20 protein-coding genes are annotated in these 21,087 nt (G+C 68.2%); 7 read left to right on the forward strand and 13 right to left on the reverse strand.

Features of this window, described 5'->3' with window-relative positions; translation table 11 throughout:
- The first annotated feature begins 25 nt into the window (after nt 1-25).
- Both ASE12_RS04910 and ASE12_RS04915 read left to right on the forward strand, forming a co-directional pair.
- A complete protein-coding gene (locus ASE12_RS04910) occupies nt 26-1,183 on the forward strand; it encodes a sensor histidine kinase (protein ID WP_056397673.1) in 1,158 nt (385 codons plus the stop codon).
- On the forward strand, nt 1,180-1,836 hold the full coding sequence (locus ASE12_RS04915) for a response regulator transcription factor (RefSeq protein WP_056404541.1): 657 nt from the start codon (nt 1,180-1,182) through the stop codon (nt 1,834-1,836). Before ASE12_RS04910 ends, ASE12_RS04915 begins: the two co-directional genes overlap by 4 nt.
- A gap of 82 nt (nt 1,837-1,918) precedes the next feature.
- On the opposite strand, the gene ASE12_RS04920 is transcribed toward ASE12_RS04915, so the two are convergent.
- The 3 genes from ASE12_RS04920 to ASE12_RS04930 are packed head-to-tail and all read right to left on the reverse strand — an operon-like array spanning nt 1,919 to nt 5,088.
- Entirely contained in the window at nt 1,919-2,290 is a 372-nt protein-coding gene (locus tag ASE12_RS04920; RefSeq protein ID WP_056397674.1) for a histone-like nucleoid-structuring protein Lsr2, read from the reverse strand.
- 24 nt (nt 2,291-2,314) lie between these two features.
- Nucleotides 2,315-3,649 (reverse strand): NAD(P)/FAD-dependent oxidoreductase, encoded by a 1,335-nt coding sequence (locus ASE12_RS04925; protein WP_056397680.1) that lies wholly within the window; start codon nt 3,647-3,649, stop codon nt 2,315-2,317.
- Between the two features lie 2 nt (nt 3,650-3,651).
- The gene (locus ASE12_RS04930; protein ID WP_200954961.1) at nt 3,652-5,088 is read right to left on the reverse strand and encodes a gamma-aminobutyraldehyde dehydrogenase; all 1,437 of its coding nucleotides are present in this window, start codon (nt 5,086-5,088) and stop codon (nt 3,652-3,654) included.
- A 112-nt stretch (nt 5,089-5,200) separates the two neighbouring features.
- Here ASE12_RS04930 and ASE12_RS04935 point away from each other — a divergent pair, with 112 nt between their 5' ends.
- Nucleotides 5,201-6,583, forward strand: coding sequence for an aspartate aminotransferase family protein (locus ASE12_RS04935; protein ID WP_056397687.1), 1,383 nt, complete (start codon nt 5,201-5,203; stop codon nt 6,581-6,583).
- Nucleotides 6,584-6,717: 134 nt separating this feature from the next.
- Here ASE12_RS04935 and ASE12_RS04940 read toward each other — a convergent pair whose 3' ends face one another.
- Genes ASE12_RS04940 through ASE12_RS04955 form a run of 4 tightly spaced genes read right to left on the reverse strand, consistent with a single transcriptional unit; the run spans nt 6,718 to nt 10,776 of the window.
- Nucleotides 6,718-7,542: an ABC transporter permease gene (locus ASE12_RS04940; protein ID WP_056397690.1), complete on the reverse strand. Its 825-nt coding sequence runs from the start codon at nt 7,540-7,542 to the stop codon at nt 6,718-6,720.
- Nucleotides 7,539-8,471, reverse strand: coding sequence for an ABC transporter permease (locus tag ASE12_RS04945; RefSeq protein ID WP_056397693.1), 933 nt, complete (start codon nt 8,469-8,471; stop codon nt 7,539-7,541). The genes ASE12_RS04940 and ASE12_RS04945 overlap by 4 nt, the downstream gene beginning before the upstream one ends.
- Complete coding sequence (locus ASE12_RS04950; protein WP_056397696.1) at nt 8,472-9,629, reverse strand: ABC transporter ATP-binding protein; 1,158 nt, start codon at nt 9,627-9,629, stop codon at nt 8,472-8,474.
- Nucleotides 9,613-10,776 (reverse strand): spermidine/putrescine ABC transporter substrate-binding protein, encoded by a 1,164-nt coding sequence (locus ASE12_RS04955; RefSeq protein WP_056397698.1) that lies wholly within the window; start codon nt 10,774-10,776, stop codon nt 9,613-9,615. Before ASE12_RS04955 ends, ASE12_RS04950 begins: the two co-directional genes overlap by 17 nt.
- A gap of 157 nt (nt 10,777-10,933) precedes the next feature.
- Here ASE12_RS04955 and ASE12_RS04960 point away from each other — a divergent pair, with 157 nt between their 5' ends.
- On the forward strand, nt 10,934-11,410 hold the full coding sequence (locus ASE12_RS04960; protein WP_056397703.1) for an Lrp/AsnC family transcriptional regulator: 477 nt from the start codon (nt 10,934-10,936) through the stop codon (nt 11,408-11,410).
- Nucleotides 11,411-11,505: 95 nt separating this feature from the next.
- Here the strand turns inward: ASE12_RS04960 and ASE12_RS04965 are convergent, their stop codons facing one another.
- The gene (locus ASE12_RS04965; protein WP_162255466.1) at nt 11,506-11,964 is read right to left on the reverse strand and encodes an AMP-binding protein; all 459 of its coding nucleotides are present in this window, start codon (nt 11,962-11,964) and stop codon (nt 11,506-11,508) included.
- Complete coding sequence (locus ASE12_RS04970) at nt 11,964-12,683, reverse strand: enoyl-CoA hydratase (protein WP_056397707.1); 720 nt, start codon at nt 12,681-12,683, stop codon at nt 11,964-11,966. The genes ASE12_RS04965 and ASE12_RS04970 overlap by 1 nt, the downstream gene beginning before the upstream one ends.
- A 118-nt stretch (nt 12,684-12,801) precedes the next feature.
- Here ASE12_RS04970 and ASE12_RS04975 point away from each other — a divergent pair, with 118 nt between their 5' ends.
- Nucleotides 12,802-14,538, forward strand: a complete 1,737-nt coding sequence (locus ASE12_RS04975) for a TIGR03767 family metallophosphoesterase (protein WP_056397710.1) — start codon at nt 12,802-12,804, stop codon at nt 14,536-14,538.
- A gap of 73 nt (nt 14,539-14,611) precedes the next feature.
- Here the strand turns inward: ASE12_RS04975 and rlmN are convergent, their stop codons facing one another.
- Entirely contained in the window at nt 14,612-15,739 is a 1,128-nt protein-coding gene (rlmN, locus tag ASE12_RS04980; RefSeq protein ID WP_056397712.1) for a 23S rRNA (adenine(2503)-C(2))-methyltransferase RlmN, read from the reverse strand.
- A gap of 94 nt (nt 15,740-15,833) precedes the next feature.
- Between rlmN and ASE12_RS04985 the strand changes: the two genes are divergently transcribed.
- Both ASE12_RS04985 and ASE12_RS04990 read left to right on the forward strand, forming a co-directional pair.
- Nucleotides 15,834-16,244 carry a MarR family winged helix-turn-helix transcriptional regulator gene (locus ASE12_RS04985; RefSeq protein WP_200954962.1) on the forward strand — a complete coding sequence of 137 codons (411 nt, stop codon included), beginning with the start codon at nt 15,834-15,836 and terminating at the stop codon, nt 16,242-16,244.
- A complete protein-coding gene (locus tag ASE12_RS04990; protein WP_200954963.1) occupies nt 16,241-16,657 on the forward strand; it encodes a hypothetical protein in 417 nt (138 codons plus the stop codon). Before ASE12_RS04985 ends, ASE12_RS04990 begins: the two co-directional genes overlap by 4 nt.
- A 3-nt stretch (nt 16,658-16,660) precedes the next feature.
- On the opposite strand, the gene ASE12_RS04995 is transcribed toward ASE12_RS04990, so the two are convergent.
- The 3 genes from ASE12_RS04995 to ASE12_RS05005 form a co-directional block, all read right to left on the reverse strand.
- Nucleotides 16,661-17,644, reverse strand: coding sequence for a putative zinc-binding metallopeptidase (locus ASE12_RS04995; RefSeq protein WP_056397714.1), 984 nt, complete (start codon nt 17,642-17,644; stop codon nt 16,661-16,663).
- Between the two features lie 13 nt (nt 17,645-17,657).
- Nucleotides 17,658-18,548, reverse strand: coding sequence for a transglutaminase family protein (locus ASE12_RS05000; protein WP_056397716.1), 891 nt, complete (start codon nt 18,546-18,548; stop codon nt 17,658-17,660).
- A gap of 82 nt (nt 18,549-18,630) precedes the next feature.
- Entirely contained in the window at nt 18,631-21,084 is a 2,454-nt protein-coding gene (locus tag ASE12_RS05005) for a circularly permuted type 2 ATP-grasp protein (protein WP_056397718.1), read from the reverse strand.
- Nucleotides 21,085-21,087: the final 3 nt, after the last annotated feature.

Here is a 21,087-nt window from a genome sequence, read left to right on the forward strand (position 1 = left end):
CCCGCATGACCCCTAGCCTTGGAGAGTGCAGGCCGTCGACTACCAACCACCGCTCCGCTGGTGGAACCACGCCTGGCGCTATGCCCTCGTGCTCACCATCTCGGGCATCGCGTGGTTCGAGATCGCGTACTGGCAGTGGGACCACAGCCGGTTCTGGTTCTGGAGCGACCTGGGCCTCGGCCTGGCCGGGCTCGTGGCGGTCCACTGGCGCCGACGTTTCCCTGTGACGGTCGCCGTCCTCACCAACATCGCGTCGTTCGTGTCGTGGTCGTCAGCCGGCCCCGGCACGCTCGCCCTGGTGTCGCTGTCCACCCGGCGCCGCTGGCGCGAGGTCCTCCCGGTCGGTGGTCTCGCCGTCGCGGCAAGCCTGTTCGCCGAGAGCCACAACCCGGTCAGCGACGACGTCCTGGCGTTCACGATCCCGTTCATCGTCGCGATCATCGCCGTGTCGGTCGGCTGGGGCATGTACATCGGCTCACGCCGCGAGCTGCTCGCCACCCTGCGCGAACGCGCCCGCACGGCCGAGTCGGAGCAGGCCGCGCGCGTCGCCCAGGCGCGTACGGCCGAGCGTGGTCGCATCGCCCGCGAGATGCACGACGTCCTGGCGCACCGCATCTCGCTCGTCACGATGCACGCCGGCGCGCTGACGTTCCGCGAGGACCTCACCGCCGAGGAGATGCGCGCCACGGCGGCCGTGATCCAGGAGAGCTCGCACCAGGCCCTCGTCGAGCTGCGGGACGTGCTGGGCATCCTGCGCGCCGATGCCGGCGACTCCAGCCCCGAGCGCCCGCAACCCTCGGCAGTCGACCTGCCGGCACTGCTCGACGAGGCACGGGCGACCGGCATGCGGATCGAGACCGAGGAGCTGGTGGCGCTCGACGGCGTCCCCGAGACCCTCGGACGTACGCTCTACCGCGTCGTCCAGGAAAGCCTGACGAACGCCCGCAAGCACGCCCCCAACACCCTGGTCACGGTGTCGGTGACCGGCAGCCCGTGGACCGGGCTGTCGATCGTCGTCTCCAATCCGCTCGAGGTCGGCTCGAGCCGCGTCGCCGTCCCCGAGTCGGGCCTTGGGTTGATCGGGCTGGCGGAGCGTACGGCCTTGGTCGGCGGCAAGCTGATGCACCGGATCACCCCGTCCCGCGAGTTCGTCGTCGAGGCATGGCTACCGTGGCCGGCATGACGACACGGGTGCTGCTCGCCGACGACGATCCCCTCGTACGGGCTGGCCTGGCGCTGATCCTCGGCGGCTCCGACACCATCAGCGTCGTCGGCGAGGCCGCCAACGGCCAGGAGGCCGTCGACGCCGTGCATGCGGGCGGCATCGACGTGGTGCTGATGGACATCCGCATGCCGGTGCTCGACGGCATCGCGGCGACGTCCGCCGTGCTCGAGCTGCCGGATCCTCCCAAGGTCATCGTGCTGACGACGTTCGACGCCGACGAGTACGTCGTCCGGGCCCTGGCGGCGGGCGCCAACGGCTTCCTGCTCAAGGACACACCTCCGGCCGAGATCGTCGCGGCGATCGGCAAGGTCGTCGACGGCGAGCCGATGCTGTCGCCGACGATCACCCAGCAGCTCATCCGTCAGGTGACCGACGCCGCGCCCGGCCAGCGCGACGATGCGGCGGCGCGGTCGCGCGTCTCGTGCCTGACGGACCGCGAGCGCGAGGTGGCGATCGCCGTGGGCGGTGGCTCCTCGAACGCCGAGATCGCCGCCGACCTCCACATGAGCATCGCGACGGTCAAGGCGCACATCTCGCACATCTTCACCAAGCTCGACGCGACGAACCGCGTCCAGGTCGCCATCGCGATGCACGACGCCGGCCTGCTCTAGCCGACTTTTGAAGCGTTGCGCATGTTCTGCAGTTCAAGAACCTGCGCAACGCTTCAAAAGTTGGCGGTGCCGCCCAGGGCCGTCAGGAGTGGGCGGCGTTGAAGGCCTCGATCACCTTGGACGGTGCTCGCCTGTTGTCGCTGACCTGATGGCCATTCGCGCGAGCCCACTCCCGGAGGTCGTGGATCGTGTAGCCCTCGCGGATCGCGACCCCGGAGCCACCGCGCCCACGGCTGCTGCGTGGCGTGTAGGTGTCGCGGACCTCCTCCGCACCGTCCAGCAGGTTGCGCAGGAAGTCGTCGACGGCCTTCTTGGACTCGTCGGACAGGTAGAGGTCGTACGTCCGCCCGTTGATCCGGTAGCGCTCAGGGGGCGTGTCGGGGTGGAGCTCCTTGCCGTCGTAGTCGTCGATCACGGTGACGATCGGTTCGGGGACGATCTCGCGCTTGGGCATGCGGTCTCCTTCGGCTGGACGCGGTCAGGATAGTCCAGCCCACGCCCGTTCGATCGGGATGTTGCGCTGCAGGACGTTGACCGCTGCCCGATGCCCCGACGCCATGGCGGCGGTGACCGTCGCGGGGTCGTCGGTCCACGTCGCCTCGCCTGCGATGTGCAGGACACCGCCGACGGGGGTCGCCAGGTCGTCGTGGTCCGCGGTCGTCGAGCCGACCGTCATGTACGCGTACGAGCCGCGCGCGAAGCGGTCACCCTGCCAGTCGGTGACGTGGACCTCGACCGGCTCCTCCACCCGGTCGCCATACAGCCGTCGCAGCTGCGCGAGCACCGACTCCGCGATCCGCGACTGGTCCCACCCACGGGTGGCGACGGCCGCCGGCCCTGCGGCGAACGTCAACAGCGTCGGGGTGCCGTCGAGCGAGGTGAGGTCGTACCAGGAGTGCCACCACGCCCCTTCTGGACCCTGCTGGCGTACGACGTAGACACCCTCGTCCCAGAACCGGGTCCGGAACCGCAGGAAGACCTTCTCGAAGGCGTTCATCTCGAGCCGGCTCAGCGCGCCGGCCACCGGCTCGGGCAGCGGAGGCTCGATGACGAGGTCGGCGGTTCGCAGGACCCCGACCGGCACCGTGAGGACGACGGACCGGGCCGACATCTCGCTCCCCCCGACGGTGACGACCACGCCGTCGGACCCCCACCGCACGTGCGACACGACCTGGCCGAGGCGGATGTCGAGCCCCTCGGCGAGATGTTCGGGCAGGCGGTCGTACCCGTCAGGGAACACCACCTCGTCCCCGTCGATCACGTCGTCGTCGAGACCGTGCGCCGCGAGGTCCTGGCTCGCCACCCCGTACTGCTCCTCCGAGCGATGCCGGAGGTACTCACGGACCCGCTCGGTGCGCGCCCCGTCCCAGCCCAACGACGCGAGGGCGCTCTCGGTGACGTCGGCGTACGAGGCGTCCGCGTCTGAGGCCGCGATGACGTCAGGCAGCAGCGAGTCGACCGTGTGGATGTCGTCGGTGAAGCGCCGCGCCGCGGCGTCCGGCAGGCGCTGGCCGTCCGGGCCGTAGTACGCGATCGGCCGGCCGTCCGGCTGGTAGCCGCCCACGGTGAACTCGTGCATCCGCATGCCGAACGCCTTCGCGGCCGCTGCGACCGGGCTGTCGGTCGTCCCGTGGATCCACGAGGCTCCGAGATCCGTTGCCCGCCCGTCACGTCGGTCGGTCCACACGCGCCCGCCGACCCGATCGCGCGCCTCGAGCACGACCACTCGTACGCCTTCGCGCGCCAGGAGCCTCGCCGCCGTCAGCCCGGCCACGCCGGCACCGACGACGATCGCGTCCGGCTCGTCCGCCATCGCTACGCGTCCAGGTTGGTCATGACGTGCTTGATGCGGGTGTAGTCCTCGAGACCGTACATCGACAGGTCCTTGCCGTATCCGGAGTGCTTGAAGCCGCCGTGCGGCATCTCGGCGACGATCGGGATGTGCGTGTTGATCCAGACGCAGCCGAAGTCCAGACGCCGGGCCATGCGCATCGCGCGACCGTGGTCCTTGGTCCACACCGATGACGACAGTCCGTAGTCCACGCCGTTGGCCCAGCGCACGGCCTCGTCCTCGTCGCTGAACTGCTGCACGGTGATGACCGGGCCGAAGATCTCGTCCTGGCTGGCGTGGTCGTCCTGCAGGAGCCCCGAGAGCACGGTCGGCTCGAAGAAGTAGCCGTCACCGAGGGCCGTCAGGCGCGATCCGCCGGTCTCCAGTCGCGCATGGTCGGGCAGGGAGTCGATGAACTCCTTGACGTGAGCGAGCTGGTTGGCGTTGTTGACCGGTCCGAGATCGACGTCGTCGTCCGGCATGCCGACCTTGGTGCCGCGGGCGGCCTCGGTCAGCGCCGCCGTGAAGTCGGCGGCGACCCGCGGGTGGACCAGCACGCGCGTCGCGGCGGTGCAGTCCTGGCCGGCGTTGAAGTATCCGGCGCCGGCGATGCCCTCGGCGGCGGCCGCGAGGTCTGCGTCGTCGAACACCACGACGGGCGCCTTGCCGCCGAGCTCGAGGTGGGGCTTCTTGAGGTCTGCGGCTGCCGCTGCGGCGACCTCCATGCCGGCGCGTACGGAACCGGTGATCGCGACCATCTGCGGCGTCGGGTGGGTCACCAGCGCGCGACCGGTGTCCCGGTCACCGCACACGACGTTGAACACGCCCGGCGGGAAGAACTCCTGCGCGATCTCGGCGAGCAACGTCGTGGAGGCCGGTGTCGTGTCACTGGGCTTGAGCACGATGGTGTTGCCGGCTGCCAGGGCGGGAGCGATCTTCCAGATCGCCATGACGAACGGATAGTTCCAGGGCGTCACCTGCGCCACCACGCCGATCGGCTCACGACGGATCATCGAGGTGTGGCCACGCAGGTACTCCCCCGCCGACTTCCCCTCGAGCACCCGCGCCGCGCCCGCGTAGAACGTCACGGCGTCGAGCGCCTGGCCGAGGATCTCCTCGGTCAGCGTGAGCGCCTTGGGCTTGCCGGTGTCACGCGACTCCACGTCCACGATCTCGTGCGCCCGGTCCTCGATCGCCCCGGCGAGCTGGTGGAGCATCTTCGACCGTTCGTACGGCGTGGTGTCCCGCCACGCCTCGAACGCCGTCGCGGCAGCACGGAACGCGCGATCGACATCCTCCGCGCCCGACAGCGGCGCCGAGGCGTACACCCGACCGGTCGACGGATCGATGACGTCGTACGTCGCACCGCTCACCGCTGGGACGAGTTCTCCGTTGATGACGTTAGTGATGGCTCGATCCATGTCACACATCCAACCTCAATCTCCCGCCTGAGGCAACGGAATCCGAAGTAAACAGCAGATCACACGACGAATTCCCTTGTCTTTGTGCGAGGTGTGTTGCGATCATGGCTGCATGAGCTACTCCGACGAGGACTACACCCGACTGCAGAAGGCCGGCAAGCGCCACCTGTGGATGCACTTCTCCCGCCACGGGAGCTACGACGACGCCCACGACATCCCCATCATCACCAAGGGCGACGGCATGTACGTGTGGGACGCCAAGGGCCGCAAGTATCTCGACGGGCTCGCCGGGCTGTTCGTGGTCCAGGCCGGGCACGGCCGCCGGGAGCTGGCCGAAGCCGCCGCGAAGCAGGCTGCCGAGCTCTCGTTCTTCCCCATCTGGACGTTCGCCCACCCCAACGCGATCGAGCTCGCCGAGCGCGTCGCCTCGTACGCTCCGGGTGACCTCAACCGGGTGTTCTTCACGACCGGCGGCGGCGAGGCGGTCGAGACCGCGTGGAAGGCCGCGAAGCAGTACTTCAAGCTCACCGGCAAGCCGCTCAAGACCAAGGTCATCAGCCGGCAGATCGCCTATCACGGCACCCCGCACGGCGCGCTCTCGATCACCGGGATCCCGGCGCTCAAGCAGATGTTCGAGCCGCTCGTGCCGTCGACCGTGCACGTGCCCAACACGAACTTCTATCGCGCGCCCGAGCACGGCGACAACCTCGACGACTTCAGCATCTGGGCCGCCGACCAGATCGAGCACGCGATCCTCGCCGAGGGTCCCGACACGGTCGCCGCGGTGTTCCTCGAGCCGGTGCAGAACGCCGGCGGCTGCTTCCCGCCGCCGCCCGGCTACTTCCAGCGCGTACGCGAGATCTGCGACCGCCACGACGTGCTGCTGGTCTCGGACGAGGTCATCTGCGCGTTCGGGCGGCTCGGCGAGATGTTCGGCGCCACGAGATACAACTATGTGCCCGACATGATCACGTGCGCCAAGGGGCTGACGTCGGGCTACTCCCCGCTCGGCGCGATGATCGCGACCGACCGGGTCATGGAGCCGTTCCTGCAGGGTGACAACAGCTTCGCCCACGGCTACACGTTCGGCGGGCATCCCGTGTCGACGGCCGTCGCGATGGCGAACCTCGACATCTTCGAGCGGGAGAAGCTCAACGAGAACGTCCGCGCCAACGAGGGCGCGTTCCGGGCGACGCTCGAGAAGCTGCTCGACCTCGACATCGTCGGCGACGTGCGCGGTGACGGCTTCTTCTACGGCATCGAGCTGGTCAAGGACAAGGCGACCAAGGAGACGTTCGACGACGACGAGTCCGAGCGGCTGCTGCGCGGGTTCCTCTCCAAGGCGCTGTTCGAGAACGGCCTCTACTGTCGCGCCGACGACCGCGGCGACCCGGTCATCCAGCTCTCGCCGCCGATCATCGCCGAGCAGGCCCACTTCGACGAGATGGAGTCCATCTTGCGAGCGGTGTTGATCGAGGCTCAGGGTCACCTCTAGGCCGCGGTTTACCAAGAGGTCACGGCATACAGCCACTCCTCAGGGCGTACGCGCCTTGAGGAGTGGCTGTTTGCCGTGCTGAGTCCGCGGCGCGGCGAAGTTTGCCCTGACCTCTTGGTAAGCCACCAACCAGGTCAGGCGGCGAGGGCCTTCTCCTGGCTGCGGCGCCGGATCTCGTTGCCCACGACGATGATGATCGAGATCACGAACATCGCGGTGCCGATCACGTTGACCTCCATCGGCACGCCGCGCTGGTTGGCGCCGTAGACGAACATCGGGAACGTCACTTCCTGACCAGCGTTGAGGTTCGTGATGATGAAGTCGTCGAACGACAGCGAGAAGCTCAGGAGCGCCGCACCGATGATGCCCGGCAGCACGAGCGGGAACGTCACCCGCCAGAACGTCTGCGACTCCGTCGCATAGAGGTCCATCGCGGCCTGCTCAAGATTGTCGTTGAGCCCGCTCAGACGCGCCTTGACCGTCACGATGACGAACGACAGGCAGAACATCACGTGCGCGATCAGGATCGTCCAGAAGCCCAGGCCGAACGGCAGGATCTTCTGCATCGACACGAACAGTGCCAGCAGCGACGAGCCCATCACGATCTCGGGCGAGGCCATCGGCAGGAAGATGATGACATTGGCCGCCGAGCGTCCCGCGAAGCGGTGGCGTACGAGCGCGAACGCCGCGAGCGTGCCGATGATCGTCGCAACCAGCGTGGCCCAGAAGGCAATCTGGATGCTGAGCCACACGGAGCCACCCATGCCGTCGGCCCAGCTGCCGGGATGAAGCCAGTGGTCCATCGTGAACTTCTGGAACTTGTAGACGTTGCGCGACTTGCTGCTGTCGTTGAAGCTCATCAGCACCACGACGGCGATCGGCACGAACGTGTAGATCAGGATCAGCAGGCCGAGACCCAGGATCAGGTGCTCGCCAACCCAGCGGCGTGCGGCTCTCATACGAGCTCCTCCGTCCCGGCCGTGCGGACGTACCACATCACGGCGCCCACGATGATGACCATCAGGATCACCGACAACGCTCCGGCCGCTGCGTAGTCACCCTGACTGGTGAACAGGCTCTGGATCGTGTTGCCGACCATCCGCGTGTTGGGGCTGCCCAGGAGCTGCGCGTTGACGTAGTCGCCGGCCGCCGGGATGAACGTCAGCAGGGTGCCCGCGACGACGCCCGGGAGTGAGAGCGGGAACGTCACCTTGAAGAATCCGCGTATCGGCGAGGCGTAGAGATCGCCGGCCGCCTCGATCAAGCGGATGTCGACCTTCTCGAGGCTCGCGTAGAGCGGCAGCACCATGAACGGCAGGAAGTTGTAGGTCAGCCCGGCGATGACCGCGAACGGGGTCGCCAGCAGCCGGTCGTCCGTGGTCGTCAGACCGACGAAGTTGAGCAGGTTCGTCAGGTGGATCGTCTGCGCGAAGCTCACGACCCAACCGTCGTCCGCGAGGATCAGCTTCCACGACAGCGTGCGCAACAGGAAGCTCGTGAAGAACGGCGCGATGACCAGCACCAGCATGAGGTTCTTCCAACGGCCGGCCTTGAACGCGATCGCGTAGGCCAGCACATAACCCACGACCAGGCAGATGAGAGTTGCCGTTCCTGCGTAGGCGATGGAGCGGAGGAGCTGGCCCCAGTACTTGCTGAGTGCGTCGCCGAAGTTCGCGAAGTGCCACGTCATGTCGTAGCCCGTGAGCGGCGACCCCTTGGGGTCGAACAGGCTCGTCGCCACCAGCGAGTAGAACGGGATGACGAAGAACACCAGCAGCCAGAGCGCGCCGGGCAGGATCAGCCAGTAGCCGGTGAGCTTGCGGCCACCCCTCGGCGGGGTGGGGGCATCGTGTGGATTCGCCGGAGCCACGCCGGCAGTCGAGGTCATCTACTCGTCCTCGATCCCGGCTTTGGCATCCTGGCTGGCGTCGAGCAGGAAGGCGTACTCGGGGCGCCACGACACGTCGACCTTGGTGCCGACCGGGAACAGACCGCGCGCTCCGGTGTTCTGCTCGAACACCATGAGCTCCTGGCCCCAGGGCATCTTGACCATGTACTGCGTGCTGACGCCGACAAAGCTGACGTCGGTGACGTAGCCCCCGGTGATCACGTCACCGGGCGCGTCGATCGGCTCGCCCGCGGCGGCGATCAGCACCTTCTCCGGGCGGATGCCGAGCCAGCCCTTGCCGGACTCCGAGTGCGCGCGTTCCGCCGGCACGGACGCGAGCGCACCCTGCACCCGCACCGTGACCTGACCACCCTCCCGGCCCTGGATGTCGGCCTCGATGAGGTTGGACTGGCCGAGGAAGTTGGCGACGAACGTCGTCCGAGGATTCTCGTAGAGCTCGTTGGGGGCACCCATCTGCTCGATGACGCCCTGGTTCATCACCGCGATGGTGTCGGCCATCGTCATGGCCTCCTCCTGGTCGTGGGTGACGTGGACGAACGTCAGGCCGACCTCGGTCTGGATGCGCTTGAGCTCGAGCTGCATGCCGCGCCGCAGCTTGAGGTCGAGAGCGCCCAGCGGCTCGTCGAGGAGCAGCACCTCCGGCTGGTTGATCAAGGCGCGGGCCAGGGCGACGCGTTGCTGCTGGCCGCCGGACATCTGGGCCGGCTTCTTGTGGGCCTGCGACGTCAGCTCGACCAGCTCGAGCATGTCGGCGACCTGCTTGCCGGCGTTCTTGATGCCGCGGCGCTCCAGGCCGAAGGCGACGTTCCGCGCGATGTTGAGGTGCGGGAACAGGGCGTAGTTCTGGAAGACCGTGTTGACCGGCCGCTTGTACGGCTTCTCGTACGTGATCTCGGTGTCGCCCAGGTGGATCGTGCCCGACGTGGGCGTCTCCAGGCCGGCGACCATCCGCAACGTCGTGGTCTTGCCGCAGCCCGACGGGCCGAGCAGCGCGAAGAACTTCCCTTGCGGGACGACCAGGTCCAGCGACTTCACCGCGGTGAACGTCGCGTACTCCTTGGTCAGTCCCTGAAGACGTAGATCCCGGGACCCTGAGGTCGGGGCACTGGCGTTCGGCACCTCATGCACCTGTGACATCGGCAAAATCCCCTTCGTAGGTTCGCATCTGGGCCTCGTCCAGGGCCATGAATCGGTGGGTCTGCGACAGCGTCTTCTCGGTCGGGAAGATCAGCTCGTTGTGCACGTTGTCGGGGTTGACCTTCTCCATGGCCTCTTGGGCACCCTTCACCGGGCAGATGTAGCTGTTGTAGTCGGCGAGCTTCGCGGCGACCTCGGGCTCGTAGTAGTAGTTGATCCACTCCTCGGCGTTCGCCTTGTGGGTGGCGAGGTTGGGGATCAGCATGTTGTCCGCCCAGATGATGATTCCTTCTTCCGGCGGCACCCACACGAGGTTGTCGTCGCCGGCGTTGGCGATGTCACCGGACCACGCCTCGCAGGCCAGGACGTTGCCGGCCGCGAGGTCCTGGACGTAGTCGTTGCCGGTGAACGACCTGAACTGCCCGTCACCCTTGGCCTTCTTGAGGCGGTCGAGGGCCTTCTGCCACTCCGAGTCGGTGAAGTTCTCCGGGTCCGCTCCGTCGATCAGGAGCATGAAGCCCATCGTGTCGCGCATCTCGGTCAGGAGGGAGACCCGACCCTTGAGATCCTTGCGCGTGATGAGGTCGGAGAACGACTTGATCTCACCGACCTTCTTCTTGTTGTACGCGATTCCGGTCAGCCCGCTCTGCCACGGCGCGGAGTAGTCCCGCTTCGGGTCCCACTCGGGCTTGGCGAGCGAGTCGATGATGTTGGCGTGCAGGTTGGGCACCTTGGAAGGGTCGAGCTTCTGGATCCAGCCGACCTGGATCATGCGGGCCGCCATCCAGTCCGTCAGCGCGAACAGGTCCCGCTTGGACGAGGAACAGGTGCCGAGCTGGTTCTTGACCTTGGCGAAGAACTCGTTGTTGTCGTTCACGTCGGCGGTGTAGCGAACCTTGATCCCCGTGTCCTTCTCGAATTGGGTCAGGGTCGACGTGTAGCCCTTGTCATCCTCGTCGATGTATTCGGGCCAGTTCGAGTAGACGAGCCGCTTGTCGGTCGCGGACTGGTCCTTCGCGAAGCACTTCGAAGGGTCCTGCTTCTGGTCGGGGGTGTTGAACCCGTACTTCAGGGCGACTGCGCTCGCACCGAGCGCCGCGACGCCGATCGAACCTTTGAGCAGAGTTCGTCGTTCCAGTTCAGCCATATCCCACCCTCGCGTTAGCCCTGACCACGAATACTCGCAAGATAATGGGGCCACGACAAGGGATTCCGGCGTAAACATCGTGTTTCGCTCAGGAAAGCGTCACTCTGCAGCGCAAATGGGGGCGACGGAATCCGTCGCGTACGGCACAATGACCGTCATGACCGAGCGCAGACCGGAGGGCCGGGGGCAGAACCTCGACGACACCGCCAAGCAGATCATCGAGCTCCTCCAGGACGACGGCCGACTGTCCTACTCGGCGATCGCCAAGCAGGTGGGCCTGTCCGAGGCCGCGGTCCGCCATCGCGTGCAGAAGCTCATCGAGAGCGGGGTCATGCAGGTCGTCGCGGTGACCGATCCGATGCAGATGGGCTTCGCGCGCCAGGCGATGATCGGCGTCAAGGTCACCGGCAACGTCCGCGAGGTCGCCGCCGAGCTGGCTGCGATGGACCAGCTCGACTACGTCGTCATCACCACGGGCCGGTTCGACATCCTCGCCGAGATCGTCGCCGAGAGCGACGACGAGCTGCTCGAGGTCGTGTCCGAGCAGATCAGCGCGCTCGAGCGGGTCGTGACGACCGAGACGTTCGTCTACCTCAGGCTGGAGAAGCAGACATACGCATGGGGTGTGCGGTAGCAGCTCGTCCCTCGCCGCTCCCGCCCGCGGCTTCGCCGCGGCCACGCTTCGCGTGGACACCTGCCTTCGCTCGCTGGCGCTCGCTCGGCCCACCGTCACCCAGCGGCGACGACGGTCTCGCCGGCTTCGAGGGCGGCGAAGATCTCCGGGTACGCCTCGCGCATCAGCCCTTCGTAGCCGTCGGGGTCCGTGGCCGGCGCCGGAGCCGGGTCGACCCGTCCAGCGTGGATCAGCAGGTCCCACGTCACCTCGGTGTCGGACGAGTGCAGCACCGGCGGCACCCCGACGAGCCTGAGCTCGGCATCGTCCTGCGGCACCGCGCCGATGCGCGCGAGCGCCAGCACGGCGACCACGAGCTCGCGCCCGCGCTCGACGTCGACCTGGACACCGGTGCCGGCGGCGATGCCGACGCTGGTGAACGCGCCGGCGACCGACGCCGACTCGTGGAGCAGCTCGGCGTACGACATCGTGCCGCGCTCGTCCTCGATGGCGAGGTTGTCGGCGAGACCGTGGATCACGTGCGCGTCGAGCACCCGGTAGACGAGGCTGGCCATCATCGCCCCTCGAACTTCGGCGTACGCTTCTCAGCTCGCGCCGCGGCACCCTCGCGTACGTCGGCGCTCGCCCACACCGCGTCGAAGCTCGCCGCGATCGCCGCGTCGTCGTCGGTGGAGCCGTTGAGGATCAGCTTGTTGTGCGCCAGCGTCAGGGGCGCGAACTCGGCGATCTCGTGCGCCCACGCGATCGCGTCGTCGAGGGTGCCGGCGCGGTCCGCCAGCCCCATGCCGAGCGCCGTGTCGCGGTCGAACGTCTCCGCGGCGAGCATGAGCCGGCGCGCAGGCCCCGCTCCCGCGATGGCCGACAGCGTACGGATGGTCCACGCGTCGACGGCGAGACCGTTGCGGGCCGTCGGCACGCCGAACTTCGCGCGCTCGTCGGCGACCCTGAGGTCACAAGCGATGGCGAGCTGTGTGCCCGCGCCGATCGCGGCGCCGTTGACGGCGGCGATGAGCGGCACGGGCAGCTTGGCCAGGTGGTGCAGCATGCCGTAGAGCGCGTCGAGGAACTCCGGGCCGTACACACCGCCCAGGTCGGCGCCGGAGCAGAACGCCGTGCCCTGCCCGGTGACCACGATGACTCTGGCTCCCCCGTCGACCGCATCGTCGACAGCCGCGTGGATCGCGCGGCAGAGCTCGAGGTTGAGCGCGTTGCGCCGGTCCTCGCGCTGGAGTTCGAGGACCGTCACCGGTCCGTCTGTGGTCACACCGAGCATGGGTCTCCTTCAGGGTCCACTCCACGCTATCGGCCCCGCTCGGCCCCGGCTGGATGTGCCCGCGCCCCGGCTATATGACTTGTGAGTAACGTCACAGCGGCAGGCTCGTTGTTGGTGCATGGCTCTGTCTCGTCGCACCCTCATCCAGTCCAGCGTCGCAATCGGAGGGGCGGCGGTGCTGACCGACCTGTCGTTCTCCACGGCAGCGTGGGCCGTCACCGGTCAGCTCACCCCGGGCCACACGACCCTCGCCACCACCCTCGTGCGCGGGACGCCGGGTCCCGGTGGCTACGCCCCGGTCATCGTCCAGTCCGGCGAGCCGCACACCCTGCGCACCGACCTGGGCGGCACCGCGAACGACGCGCGTACGACGACGCGTACGCCGATCCTCGCGTTCGCCCACATGACCGACGTGCACCTCGTCGACGCCCAGTCGCCCATGCGGCTGGAGTACGTCGACCGGTTCGAGGACAAGTACTCCCCCGGCGACCCCGTCATCGGCCTGCTCAGCTCGAGCTACCGAGCGCACGAGATGCTCACGCTGCACGTGGCCGAGGCGATGGTGCGCGCGATCAACAAGGTCAAGGACGCATCGCCCGTCAGTGGCACCCCGCTGGCGTTCGCGATCCAGACCGGCGACAACTCCGACAACTGCCAGTACAACGAGTTCCGCTGGAACATCGACATCATGGACGGCAAGAAGACGATCGTCCCCGACTCGGGCTCCAAGACGAAGTATGAAGGGACGTCCGACAACACCGCCGCCAACTACGACGTCCACTACTGGCACCCGGACACTCCTCCGACGGGCAAGACGCCGGACCTCTACAAGTCGATGTTCGGCTTCCCGCAGGTGCCGGGACTGCTCGACGCGGCCCGCAAGCCGTTCACGTCCGAGGGGCTCAAGATGCCGTGGTACGCCGCGTTCGGCAACCACGACGGGCTCGTGCAGGGCAACTTCCCGCACACGCTTCCGCTCACCGTGCTGTCGACCGGTGCGCTCAAGGCCACGGCGATCCCGCCGGGCGTCTCGCAGGCCGACATCATCAAGACCGTCGGCTCCGCCGACCCCAACGCGTTGGTCAGCACGATCGGACTGGCCTCCGTACGGCTCGTCTCGCCCGACGCCAACCGCCGGCAGGTCACCCGCTGGCAGGTCGTCCAGGAGCACTTCAAGACCACCGGCACCCCGGTCGGTCACGGGTTCAGTGCCGACAACAAGAAGAACGGCACGGCCTACTACGCGTTCGACAAGGGTGCCGTGCGCTGCATCGTGCTCGACACCGTCAACCCCAACGGTTACGACACGGGCTCGCTCGACAAGAACCAGATGACGTGGCTCACCGGCATGCTCGCCGCGTCCAAGAACAAGTACGTCATGGTGTTCAGCCACCACACCTCCGGGACGATGGACAACTTCCTGGTCGGCACCGGCCTCGACCTGCAGCCCCGCGTACTCGGGCCCGCTGTCGTCAAGCTGCTGCTGGCCACGCCCAACGTCGTCGCGTGGGTCAACGGTCACACCCACGAGAACCAGGTCTGGTCGCACGCTCGCGCGGACGGCACCGGCGGATTCTGGGAGATCAACACGGCGTCGCACATCGACTTCCCGCAGCAGTCGCGCCTCATCGAGCTCGTCGACAACAACGACGGCACGCTGTCGATCTTCACCACGATGGTCGATCACGCGGGACCGCCGGCGTACGGAGGCGTGCTCAACAACCCCGTGGCGCTGGCCGGCCTGGCCCGCGAGCTGGCCATGAACGATCCGCAGCAGCGCGACTCGGCGCAGCAGGGGACGCTGCTCGACCGCAACACCGAGCTGCTGCTGCCCAAGCCGACTCTGGTGGTCTAGCACCCACACGATCTGTGAAGCTGAAGGCGCTTAACGCTCGTTGAGACGCCTAGAACTTCACAAATCGGGGCGGCTACTCCGCGGCGGCCAGCTGGCCGCAGGCACCGTCGATGTCGCTGCCGCGGGTGTCGCGCACCGTCGTCGGGATGCCCTTGGCGATCAGCCGGCGGACGAACTCGCGCTCGTCCTCGGGCCGCGACGCGGTCCACATGGACCCCGGCGTCGGGTTGAGCGGGATCAGGTTGACGTGCACCCAGCCCCAGTCGCCGTACGACTGCAGGACGTCACCGAGCAGGTCGGCACGCCAGGCCTGGTCATTGATGTCCTTGATCATGGCGTACTCGATCGACACGCGGCGCTTGGTCTTCTGGGCGTACTGCCAGGCCGCCTCGACCGCCTCGTGCACGGACCAGCGGGTGTTGATCGGGACGAGCTCGTTGCGCAGCTCGTCGTCGGGCGCGTGCAACGACAGCGCCAGCGTGACGGGGATGCCCTCGTCGGCGAGCTGCTTCATGCGCGGTACGAGGCCGACGGTGCTGACCGTGATGTTGCGCGCCGACATGCCGAGGCCGTCGGGCGCGGGCGCCACCATGCGGCGTACGGCGCCGATCACGGCCTTGTAGTTGGCCATCGGCTCACCCATGCCCATGAACACGACGTTGGAGAGGCGACCGGGTCCGCCGGCGATCTCGCCGCGAGCCATCTTGCCTGCGGCGTCCTGGACCTGGTCGACGATCTCGGCGCAGCTCATGTTGCGCTCGAGGCCGCCCTGACCGGTGGCGCAGAACGGGCAGGCCATGCCGCAGCCGGCCTGGCTTGAGACGCAGATCGTGGCGCGGTCGGTGTAGCGCATCAGCACCGACTCGACGAGTGCTCCGTCGAAGAGCTTCCAGAGCGACTTGACCGTGGCGCCCTTGTCGGCCTCCATGGTGCGCACGGGGTTGAGCAGCGTGGGCAACAGCTCGGCGACGATGCGGTCGCGGCTGGCCGCGGGCAGGTCGGTCATGTTGGCCGGGTCGCGCTCGAGCCGGGAGTAGTAGTGGTTGGCGACCTGCTTGACCCGGAACGCCGGTTCGCCCAGCGTCTCGGCGACAGCCGTACGCTCTTCGGCCGTCAGGTCGGCCAGATGCCGCGGTGGCTTGACGCGGCCGCGCTTCTGCTCGAAGACGAGCGGCAGCGGGTTCGGGTTGACGGAGGACACGGCCCCATTCTCTCATTCGGGGCATGACTTCCCCGAATCGTTGCGACGGCGGACCGGGTTGCACAGATACTACGGATCTGGATAATCTGGATCCGTGGAAAGTGATTCGTTGTTGATCCTGCTGCAACGAGCGACGCACGTGACGTTGCAGGTGCTGGAGACCCATCTGTCCGGCCTCGGCCTCAAGGCGTCCGAGATGAACGTCCTGGCCAATCTCGCGGATGGCCGGCCACGGACGGTCTCAGAGCTGGCGGCGGCAGCCGGCGTACGCCCCACCACCTTGACGGGCGTCCTGGACCGGTTGGAGCAGAAGGGCCACCTGGTGCGCGAGACACGCGACGGCGACCGGCGCGCGGTGCAGGTGTCGTTGACCCCGGCGGGCGTCACTAGCTCGCGCCAGGTCCAGCGCGCGTTCGCAGCCCTGGAGGAGCGCGCACTCGAGGCTGTTCCTCCGGTAGCTGTCGAGCAGGCCCGTCGGGTCCTGACCGCTCTGGCGGAGTCATGAACGAGGGCCGCGTCGACTTCGACGACCTGATGAACGACGTCATGGCCACGGCCGACCGGTTCGGCCACCGCGAGCACGTACGGCTGACGTGGCTCGCCGTCCGCCGATGCGGGACGGCCGCCGCCGTCGACCTGATCGGCGAGGGCATCCAGCGGACTGCTCGCTATGCCGGTGCGCCGCAGAAGTACAACGCGACGGTCAGCAGGGCGTGGGTCGAGCTGACCTCGCACCACATGCGCGAAGCGCCTGATGAGTCGTTCGAGCAGCTCGTCGAGCGCAACCCGGGACTGCTCGACAAGCGACTGCTGACGCGCTTCTATCACCCTCGGACCCTCGCGTCGCCGCCCGCGCGACAGGGTTGGGTCGAGCCCGATCGTCACCCGTTCCCGGAGCCGCCTGACGCCTCCGACTGACGGCTACGAGCGAGCAAGCCGGGCGACGAAGTCGAGCTTGTCGAGCACGGGTGGCGGGATGACGAACGGGTAGAGCGGGTCCTTGCCCATGCTGCGGTTGATCTGGTTGAGCGCGATGCTCAGCGGGACCCACACGCCGGTCACGAGGTCGCGGAACGACGAGAACTGCTTGGGCGACGCCACCGTGGCCAGCCCGTACGCCGAGGCGGTCTCGACCGTGTCGCAGATGTGCAGGTAGTGCGCGAACGTCTCGGCGAAGTCCTCCCACGGGTGCATCGTGGCGTACTGGCTGATGAACTCGTCCTGCCAACCCGTCGGCGCCCCCTGGCCGTAGTGGCGGTCGACCGCCTCGGCGTAGCTGGCGCGCTCGTCGCCGAACAGCCCGCGGAACTCCTCGAGCAGATCGCCGGTGACCAGCTGCTGCCAGTAGAAGTGCCCGATCTCGTGCCGGAAGTGCCCGAGCATCGTCCGGTACGGCTCGTCCATCGACACGCGCAGCTGCTCGCGGTGCACGTCGTTGCTCTCCGCGAGGTCCAGCGTGATGATGCCGTCGGCGTGACCGATGGTGACCTTCTCGTTGACGCTCGAGAGCAGGTCGAACGCCAGGCCCCTCTCGGGGTCCTCCCGCCGGGTCGGGATCGGGAATCCGAGGTCATCGAGCTCGACGATCAGGCGACGCTTGGCGCTCTCGGCGATCGGATACTCCGACAGCCCCTTGACGTCGTCGTCGGATGGCCGGGTGCGCGTGAGCTCGCAGCTGAAGCACCGCCCGCCAGGCGCGTCCGCCAGCCACGTGCACCCGGAAAGGCCGGCATTGGCGCACACGTGCCAGACCCGCCCGGACGCATCGACGTACTGGCCGTGCTCGTCGACCGGCACGATCGCCTTCTCGTCGCGGGAGAAGCCGAGGCGGGTGCCGCACTGCACACAGCTCGAGTTGCCGAAGTAGAGCGCATTGCCGCAGACCCGGCAGGAGAAGGCCTTCACAGGCTCAATCCTGTCAGGGTTGCGAGAGTTCGCTGAGTGGCGCGACGTCGACCTCGACCGTGAGGGTCGACTTCTTGGCCTCGGTGAAGATCACGCCCTTGACCGGCGGCACGTCGGCGTAGTCGCGGCCCCACGCGACCGTCACGTAGCGATCGTCGGCCCAGTGGTCGTTCGTGGGATCGACCGCGAGCCAACCACCGTCGGGGATCCACACCGCGGCCCAGGCATGCGTCGCGTCGGCGCCGACCAGGCGCTCCTTGCCAGGAGGCGGCGTGGTCGCCAGGTAGCCGCTGACGTAGCGCACCGCGAGGCCGTGCGTGCGCAGGCAGGCGAGCGTGAGGTGGGCGAAGTCCTGGCAGACCCCAGCCCGCTTGTCGAAGATGTCGTCGACCGTCGAGCTGACCGTGGTCGCGGTCTTGTCGTAGGTGAAGTCGGCGTGGATCCGGTGCATCAGGTCGGTCACGGCCTCGCCGACGGGCCGCCCGGGGGTCAGCGACTCCGCCGCGTACGCGCTGGCCGCGGCGGTCTGGTCGGCAAGCGAGGAGGAGAGAGCGAAGTCCTGGGCCCGCCACGCGTCCGCGACGTCGGAGCGGTGCATCGGACGGGCCGACTCCCAAGGAACGGCGAGCGCCTCGGCGTCGTACGCCGGGGTGTCCACCTCGACCTGACTGGTCGCGAGGATGTCGAGGACACGGTGCGGCGAGGTCACCTGGAAGTAGGTCGCGGAGTTGCCGTAGTAGTCGAGGTCGGTCGACGAGTCGTCGGTCGACGGGTCGAGCACCAGCTCGTGCGAGACGACTCGCTGCCACGGCAGGTCCCGCGGCACGAGGTAGGCGATGCCGAGGCTGTCGCTGACGTCCTCGTCGTACGAGTACGTCGTCCGGTGCGACACGCGATACCTCATCCCGTCATCTCCGTAGAAGACCCACGATACGGAGATGACGGGATGACCACCTTGATTGCTCGCTCGCTGCGCTCGCTCGTGATCACTCGGTCACCGTCGCGAAGCCGAAGGAACGCGGCGCCGGTCCGGCGGCGAAGTGCAGCTCCGCGACGGCGTCGGCGAAGCGGGTCAGCTGCGCGACGTAGCCGTCGAGGAATCGTTCGAGGTTGGGCCGGTTCTCACCCGCGATCGCGGTCAGGGCCGCGATGTCAGCGCGGTCGAGCTCGTCGGCGAGGTCGTCGAGCAGCCGCTCGGGCCGAGTCGTGCCGGTCGACCCGGGCATCACCGCCAGGTGCTCGCGCAGCTCGCCGATGCCGAACGCCAACGAGCGTGGGTTGTCGGGGTCGGCCAGCAACAGCTCGAGGACACCCGGCAGCCGTACGTAGCCGCGGTAGCGCATGCGGTGCGTGACGGCACTCTCGGCTGCCGACAGCACGGCGGTGTTGAGGTCCCGGTCCACGTCGATCCCCCGCCGCACCGTGGTGGTCGAGCGCAGCAGGTGGCACAGCTGAAGGCCCCGCTCGACTGCCCGACCCGTGCCGATCATGCGCCAGCCCGGATCGCGGATCATGTTGGCCGTGACGCCCTGCAGCGACAGGATCCCGGTCAGCATGCGCCCGGCGCTCTCGGCAACTTGATGGCTGTAGTGATAGCTCCGCAGGGCAGCTGCAGCGCGATCGGTCGAGCTGAACGCCTGCCAGGTGTCTGGCGAGAGCTGATCGCGCACGCTCTGGGCGGCATCGCGCAACGCACTGATCGACTGGGCGACGGAGCCGGGTCGATGGGCGTCGAGCAGCAACGACCGGAAGTCCTCGTCGAGCCGGTCGGGCCCGTACGGTGATCCGCTGAGCCGGCCGATCGCGCCCATCAGCACCGCGAGGCTCGCCCCGCCCGCGGACTGCGGGCGCGACCGGAAGTCCTCGGCGCTCGCGTGGGCGGTCAGCACGAGGCGCAGCATGTCCTCGGCCCGCTCGGCGTAGCGGCCGAACCAGAACATGTCCTCGAGCACCCGCGGCACCATGGCAGCAGGCGCGCGCACGTTCGTCAGCGGCAGCACGTCCGTCAACCCTTGGTCTGGGTCCTCCGGCTTGTCCTTGAGCACCCAGACGTCCTTGCTCGACGCCGGCCGGCCCGACTCGAAGACGTTCGCGAGGCCGCCGATCAGCGGTCGATAGGTCGAGCCGTAGCGCAACGTGAACGTCCGCAGCGTCAGGACCTGCGGGCGTACGCCGCGGGCGTCGAGAGTCGGAGACTGCGACAGCGCGAGCGGCTCCTGGCCGACGTAGCGGTGCGGCTCGGCGAGGATCGCGGCTCGCAGCTCGTCGCTCGGCCGGACCAGCTCGGTGGGCTGGTCGATCGATCGCACGACGAGATCGTCGAGGTTGTCGAGCACGTACGCCTGGGAGCGCGGGTCGCCGGTCCAATAGGTCTGCACCGAGGGCAGCCGCAGGGGCTCGTCAAGCAACATCTCGCACATCGCCGACAGGAACGGCAGCAGACCGGGATTCTCGAGCACGCCTGAGCCCAGGCCGTTCACGACGCGGACCGTGCCGCGCCGCACGGCCTCCGAGAGCCCGGCGACGCCGAGCTGGGAGTTCTTGCGCAGCTCGAGCGCATCGCTCCACGCCGCGTCGACCCGCCGCAGGATCACGTCGACCCGCTCGAGGCGGCCGAAGACCCGCATCCAGACCGCACCCTCGCGCATCACCAGGTCGCTGCCCTCGACGAGCGGGAAGCCGAGGCTCGACGCGACGAACGCCTGGTCGTACGCGGTCTCGGAGTGCGTGCCGGGCGAGAGCACCACGACGCGTGGGTTGGGGCTGCTGCCGGGCGCCGAGTCGATCAACGTCGACCTCAGTGCCTGGAAGAACGGCGCCATGCGGTGCAGGCCGGCCTGGCGATACATCTCCGGCATGACGCGTGAGATGACCCGGCGGTTCTCCATCGCGAAGCCGATGCCCGACGGCGCCTGGGCCCGGTCGGCGAGCACCTGCCACTCCCCTGCCGCGTTGCGGCCCAGATCGGCGGCGGCCAGGAGCAGGGGCTGCGGATCGGCGGCCGACGCCCGCGCCGCCACGCGGAGGAACCCCTCGTGCCCGAACACGATCGACGGCGGCAGGACACCGGACGACAACAACCGCTGCGGGCCGTAGAGGTCGACCAGGATCGCGTTGAGCAGCTCCGTACGTTGTGCCAGCCCGATCTCGAGCTGGGCCCACTCCGCCGCGTCGATGATCAGCGGGATCGGGTCGAGCCGCCAGGGGCCCGGCTCGTCCTCGGGCGGCGTGTAGGTCACGCCGTCGTTGGCCAGGAACCGCTCGATGTCACCGCCCACCCGGCGCAGGTCCGAGTCGGTGAGCTGGACGGCGGTCTCGGCCAGCAGCTTCCAGGCCGGACGCAGCGAGCCGTCCGGACCGACGACCTCGTCGTATCGTGCCGGGTCGCCGGTCAGCGTGGGCTGCGTGACCGCCGCGGAGTAGTCCCGCAACGCAGTCATCGG

This window comes from Aeromicrobium sp. Root236, assembly GCF_001428805.1.
Classification (GTDB): domain Bacteria; phylum Actinomycetota; class Actinomycetes; order Propionibacteriales; family Nocardioidaceae; genus Aeromicrobium.

Excerpts from the sequence above, each read along its gene's own strand:
- ASE12_RS04915 (WP_056404541.1), top strand. The coding sequence starts at position 1,180 with ATGACGACACGGGTGCTGCTCGCCGACGACGATCCCCTCGTACGGGCT.
- ASE12_RS04920 (WP_056397674.1), bottom strand. The coding sequence starts at position 2,290 with ATGCCCAAGCGCGAGATCGTCCCCGAACCGATCGTCACCGTGATCGAC.
- ASE12_RS04925 (WP_056397680.1), bottom strand. The coding sequence starts at position 3,649 with ATGGCGGACGAGCCGGACGCGATCGTCGTCGGTGCCGGCGTGGCCGGG.
- ASE12_RS04930 (WP_200954961.1), bottom strand. The coding sequence starts at position 5,088 with ATGGATCGAGCCATCACTAACGTCATCAACGGAGAACTCGTCCCAGCG.
- ASE12_RS04935 (WP_056397687.1), top strand. The coding sequence starts at position 5,201 with ATGAGCTACTCCGACGAGGACTACACCCGACTGCAGAAGGCCGGCAAG.
- ASE12_RS04940 (WP_056397690.1), bottom strand. The coding sequence starts at position 7,542 with ATGAGAGCCGCACGCCGCTGGGTTGGCGAGCACCTGATCCTGGGTCTC.
- ASE12_RS04945 (WP_056397693.1), bottom strand. The coding sequence starts at position 8,471 with ATGACCTCGACTGCCGGCGTGGCTCCGGCGAATCCACACGATGCCCCC.
- ASE12_RS04950 (WP_056397696.1), bottom strand. The coding sequence starts at position 9,629 with ATGTCACAGGTGCATGAGGTGCCGAACGCCAGTGCCCCGACCTCAGGG.
- ASE12_RS04955 (WP_056397698.1), bottom strand. The coding sequence starts at position 10,776 with ATGGCTGAACTGGAACGACGAACTCTGCTCAAAGGTTCGATCGGCGTC.
- ASE12_RS04960 (WP_056397703.1), top strand. The coding sequence starts at position 10,934 with ATGACCGAGCGCAGACCGGAGGGCCGGGGGCAGAACCTCGACGACACC.
- ASE12_RS04965 (WP_162255466.1), bottom strand. The coding sequence starts at position 11,964 with ATGGCCAGCCTCGTCTACCGGGTGCTCGACGCGCACGTGATCCACGGT.
- ASE12_RS04970 (WP_056397707.1), bottom strand. The coding sequence starts at position 12,683 with ATGCTCGGTGTGACCACAGACGGACCGGTGACGGTCCTCGAACTCCAG.
- ASE12_RS04975 (WP_056397710.1), top strand. The coding sequence starts at position 12,802 with ATGGCTCTGTCTCGTCGCACCCTCATCCAGTCCAGCGTCGCAATCGGA.
- ASE12_RS04990 (WP_200954963.1), top strand. The coding sequence starts at position 16,241 with ATGAACGAGGGCCGCGTCGACTTCGACGACCTGATGAACGACGTCATG.
- ASE12_RS05000 (WP_056397716.1), bottom strand. The coding sequence starts at position 18,548 with ATGAGGTATCGCGTGTCGCACCGGACGACGTACTCGTACGACGAGGAC.
- ASE12_RS05005 (WP_056397718.1), bottom strand. The coding sequence starts at position 21,084 with ATGACTGCGTTGCGGGACTACTCCGCGGCGGTCACGCAGCCCACGCTG.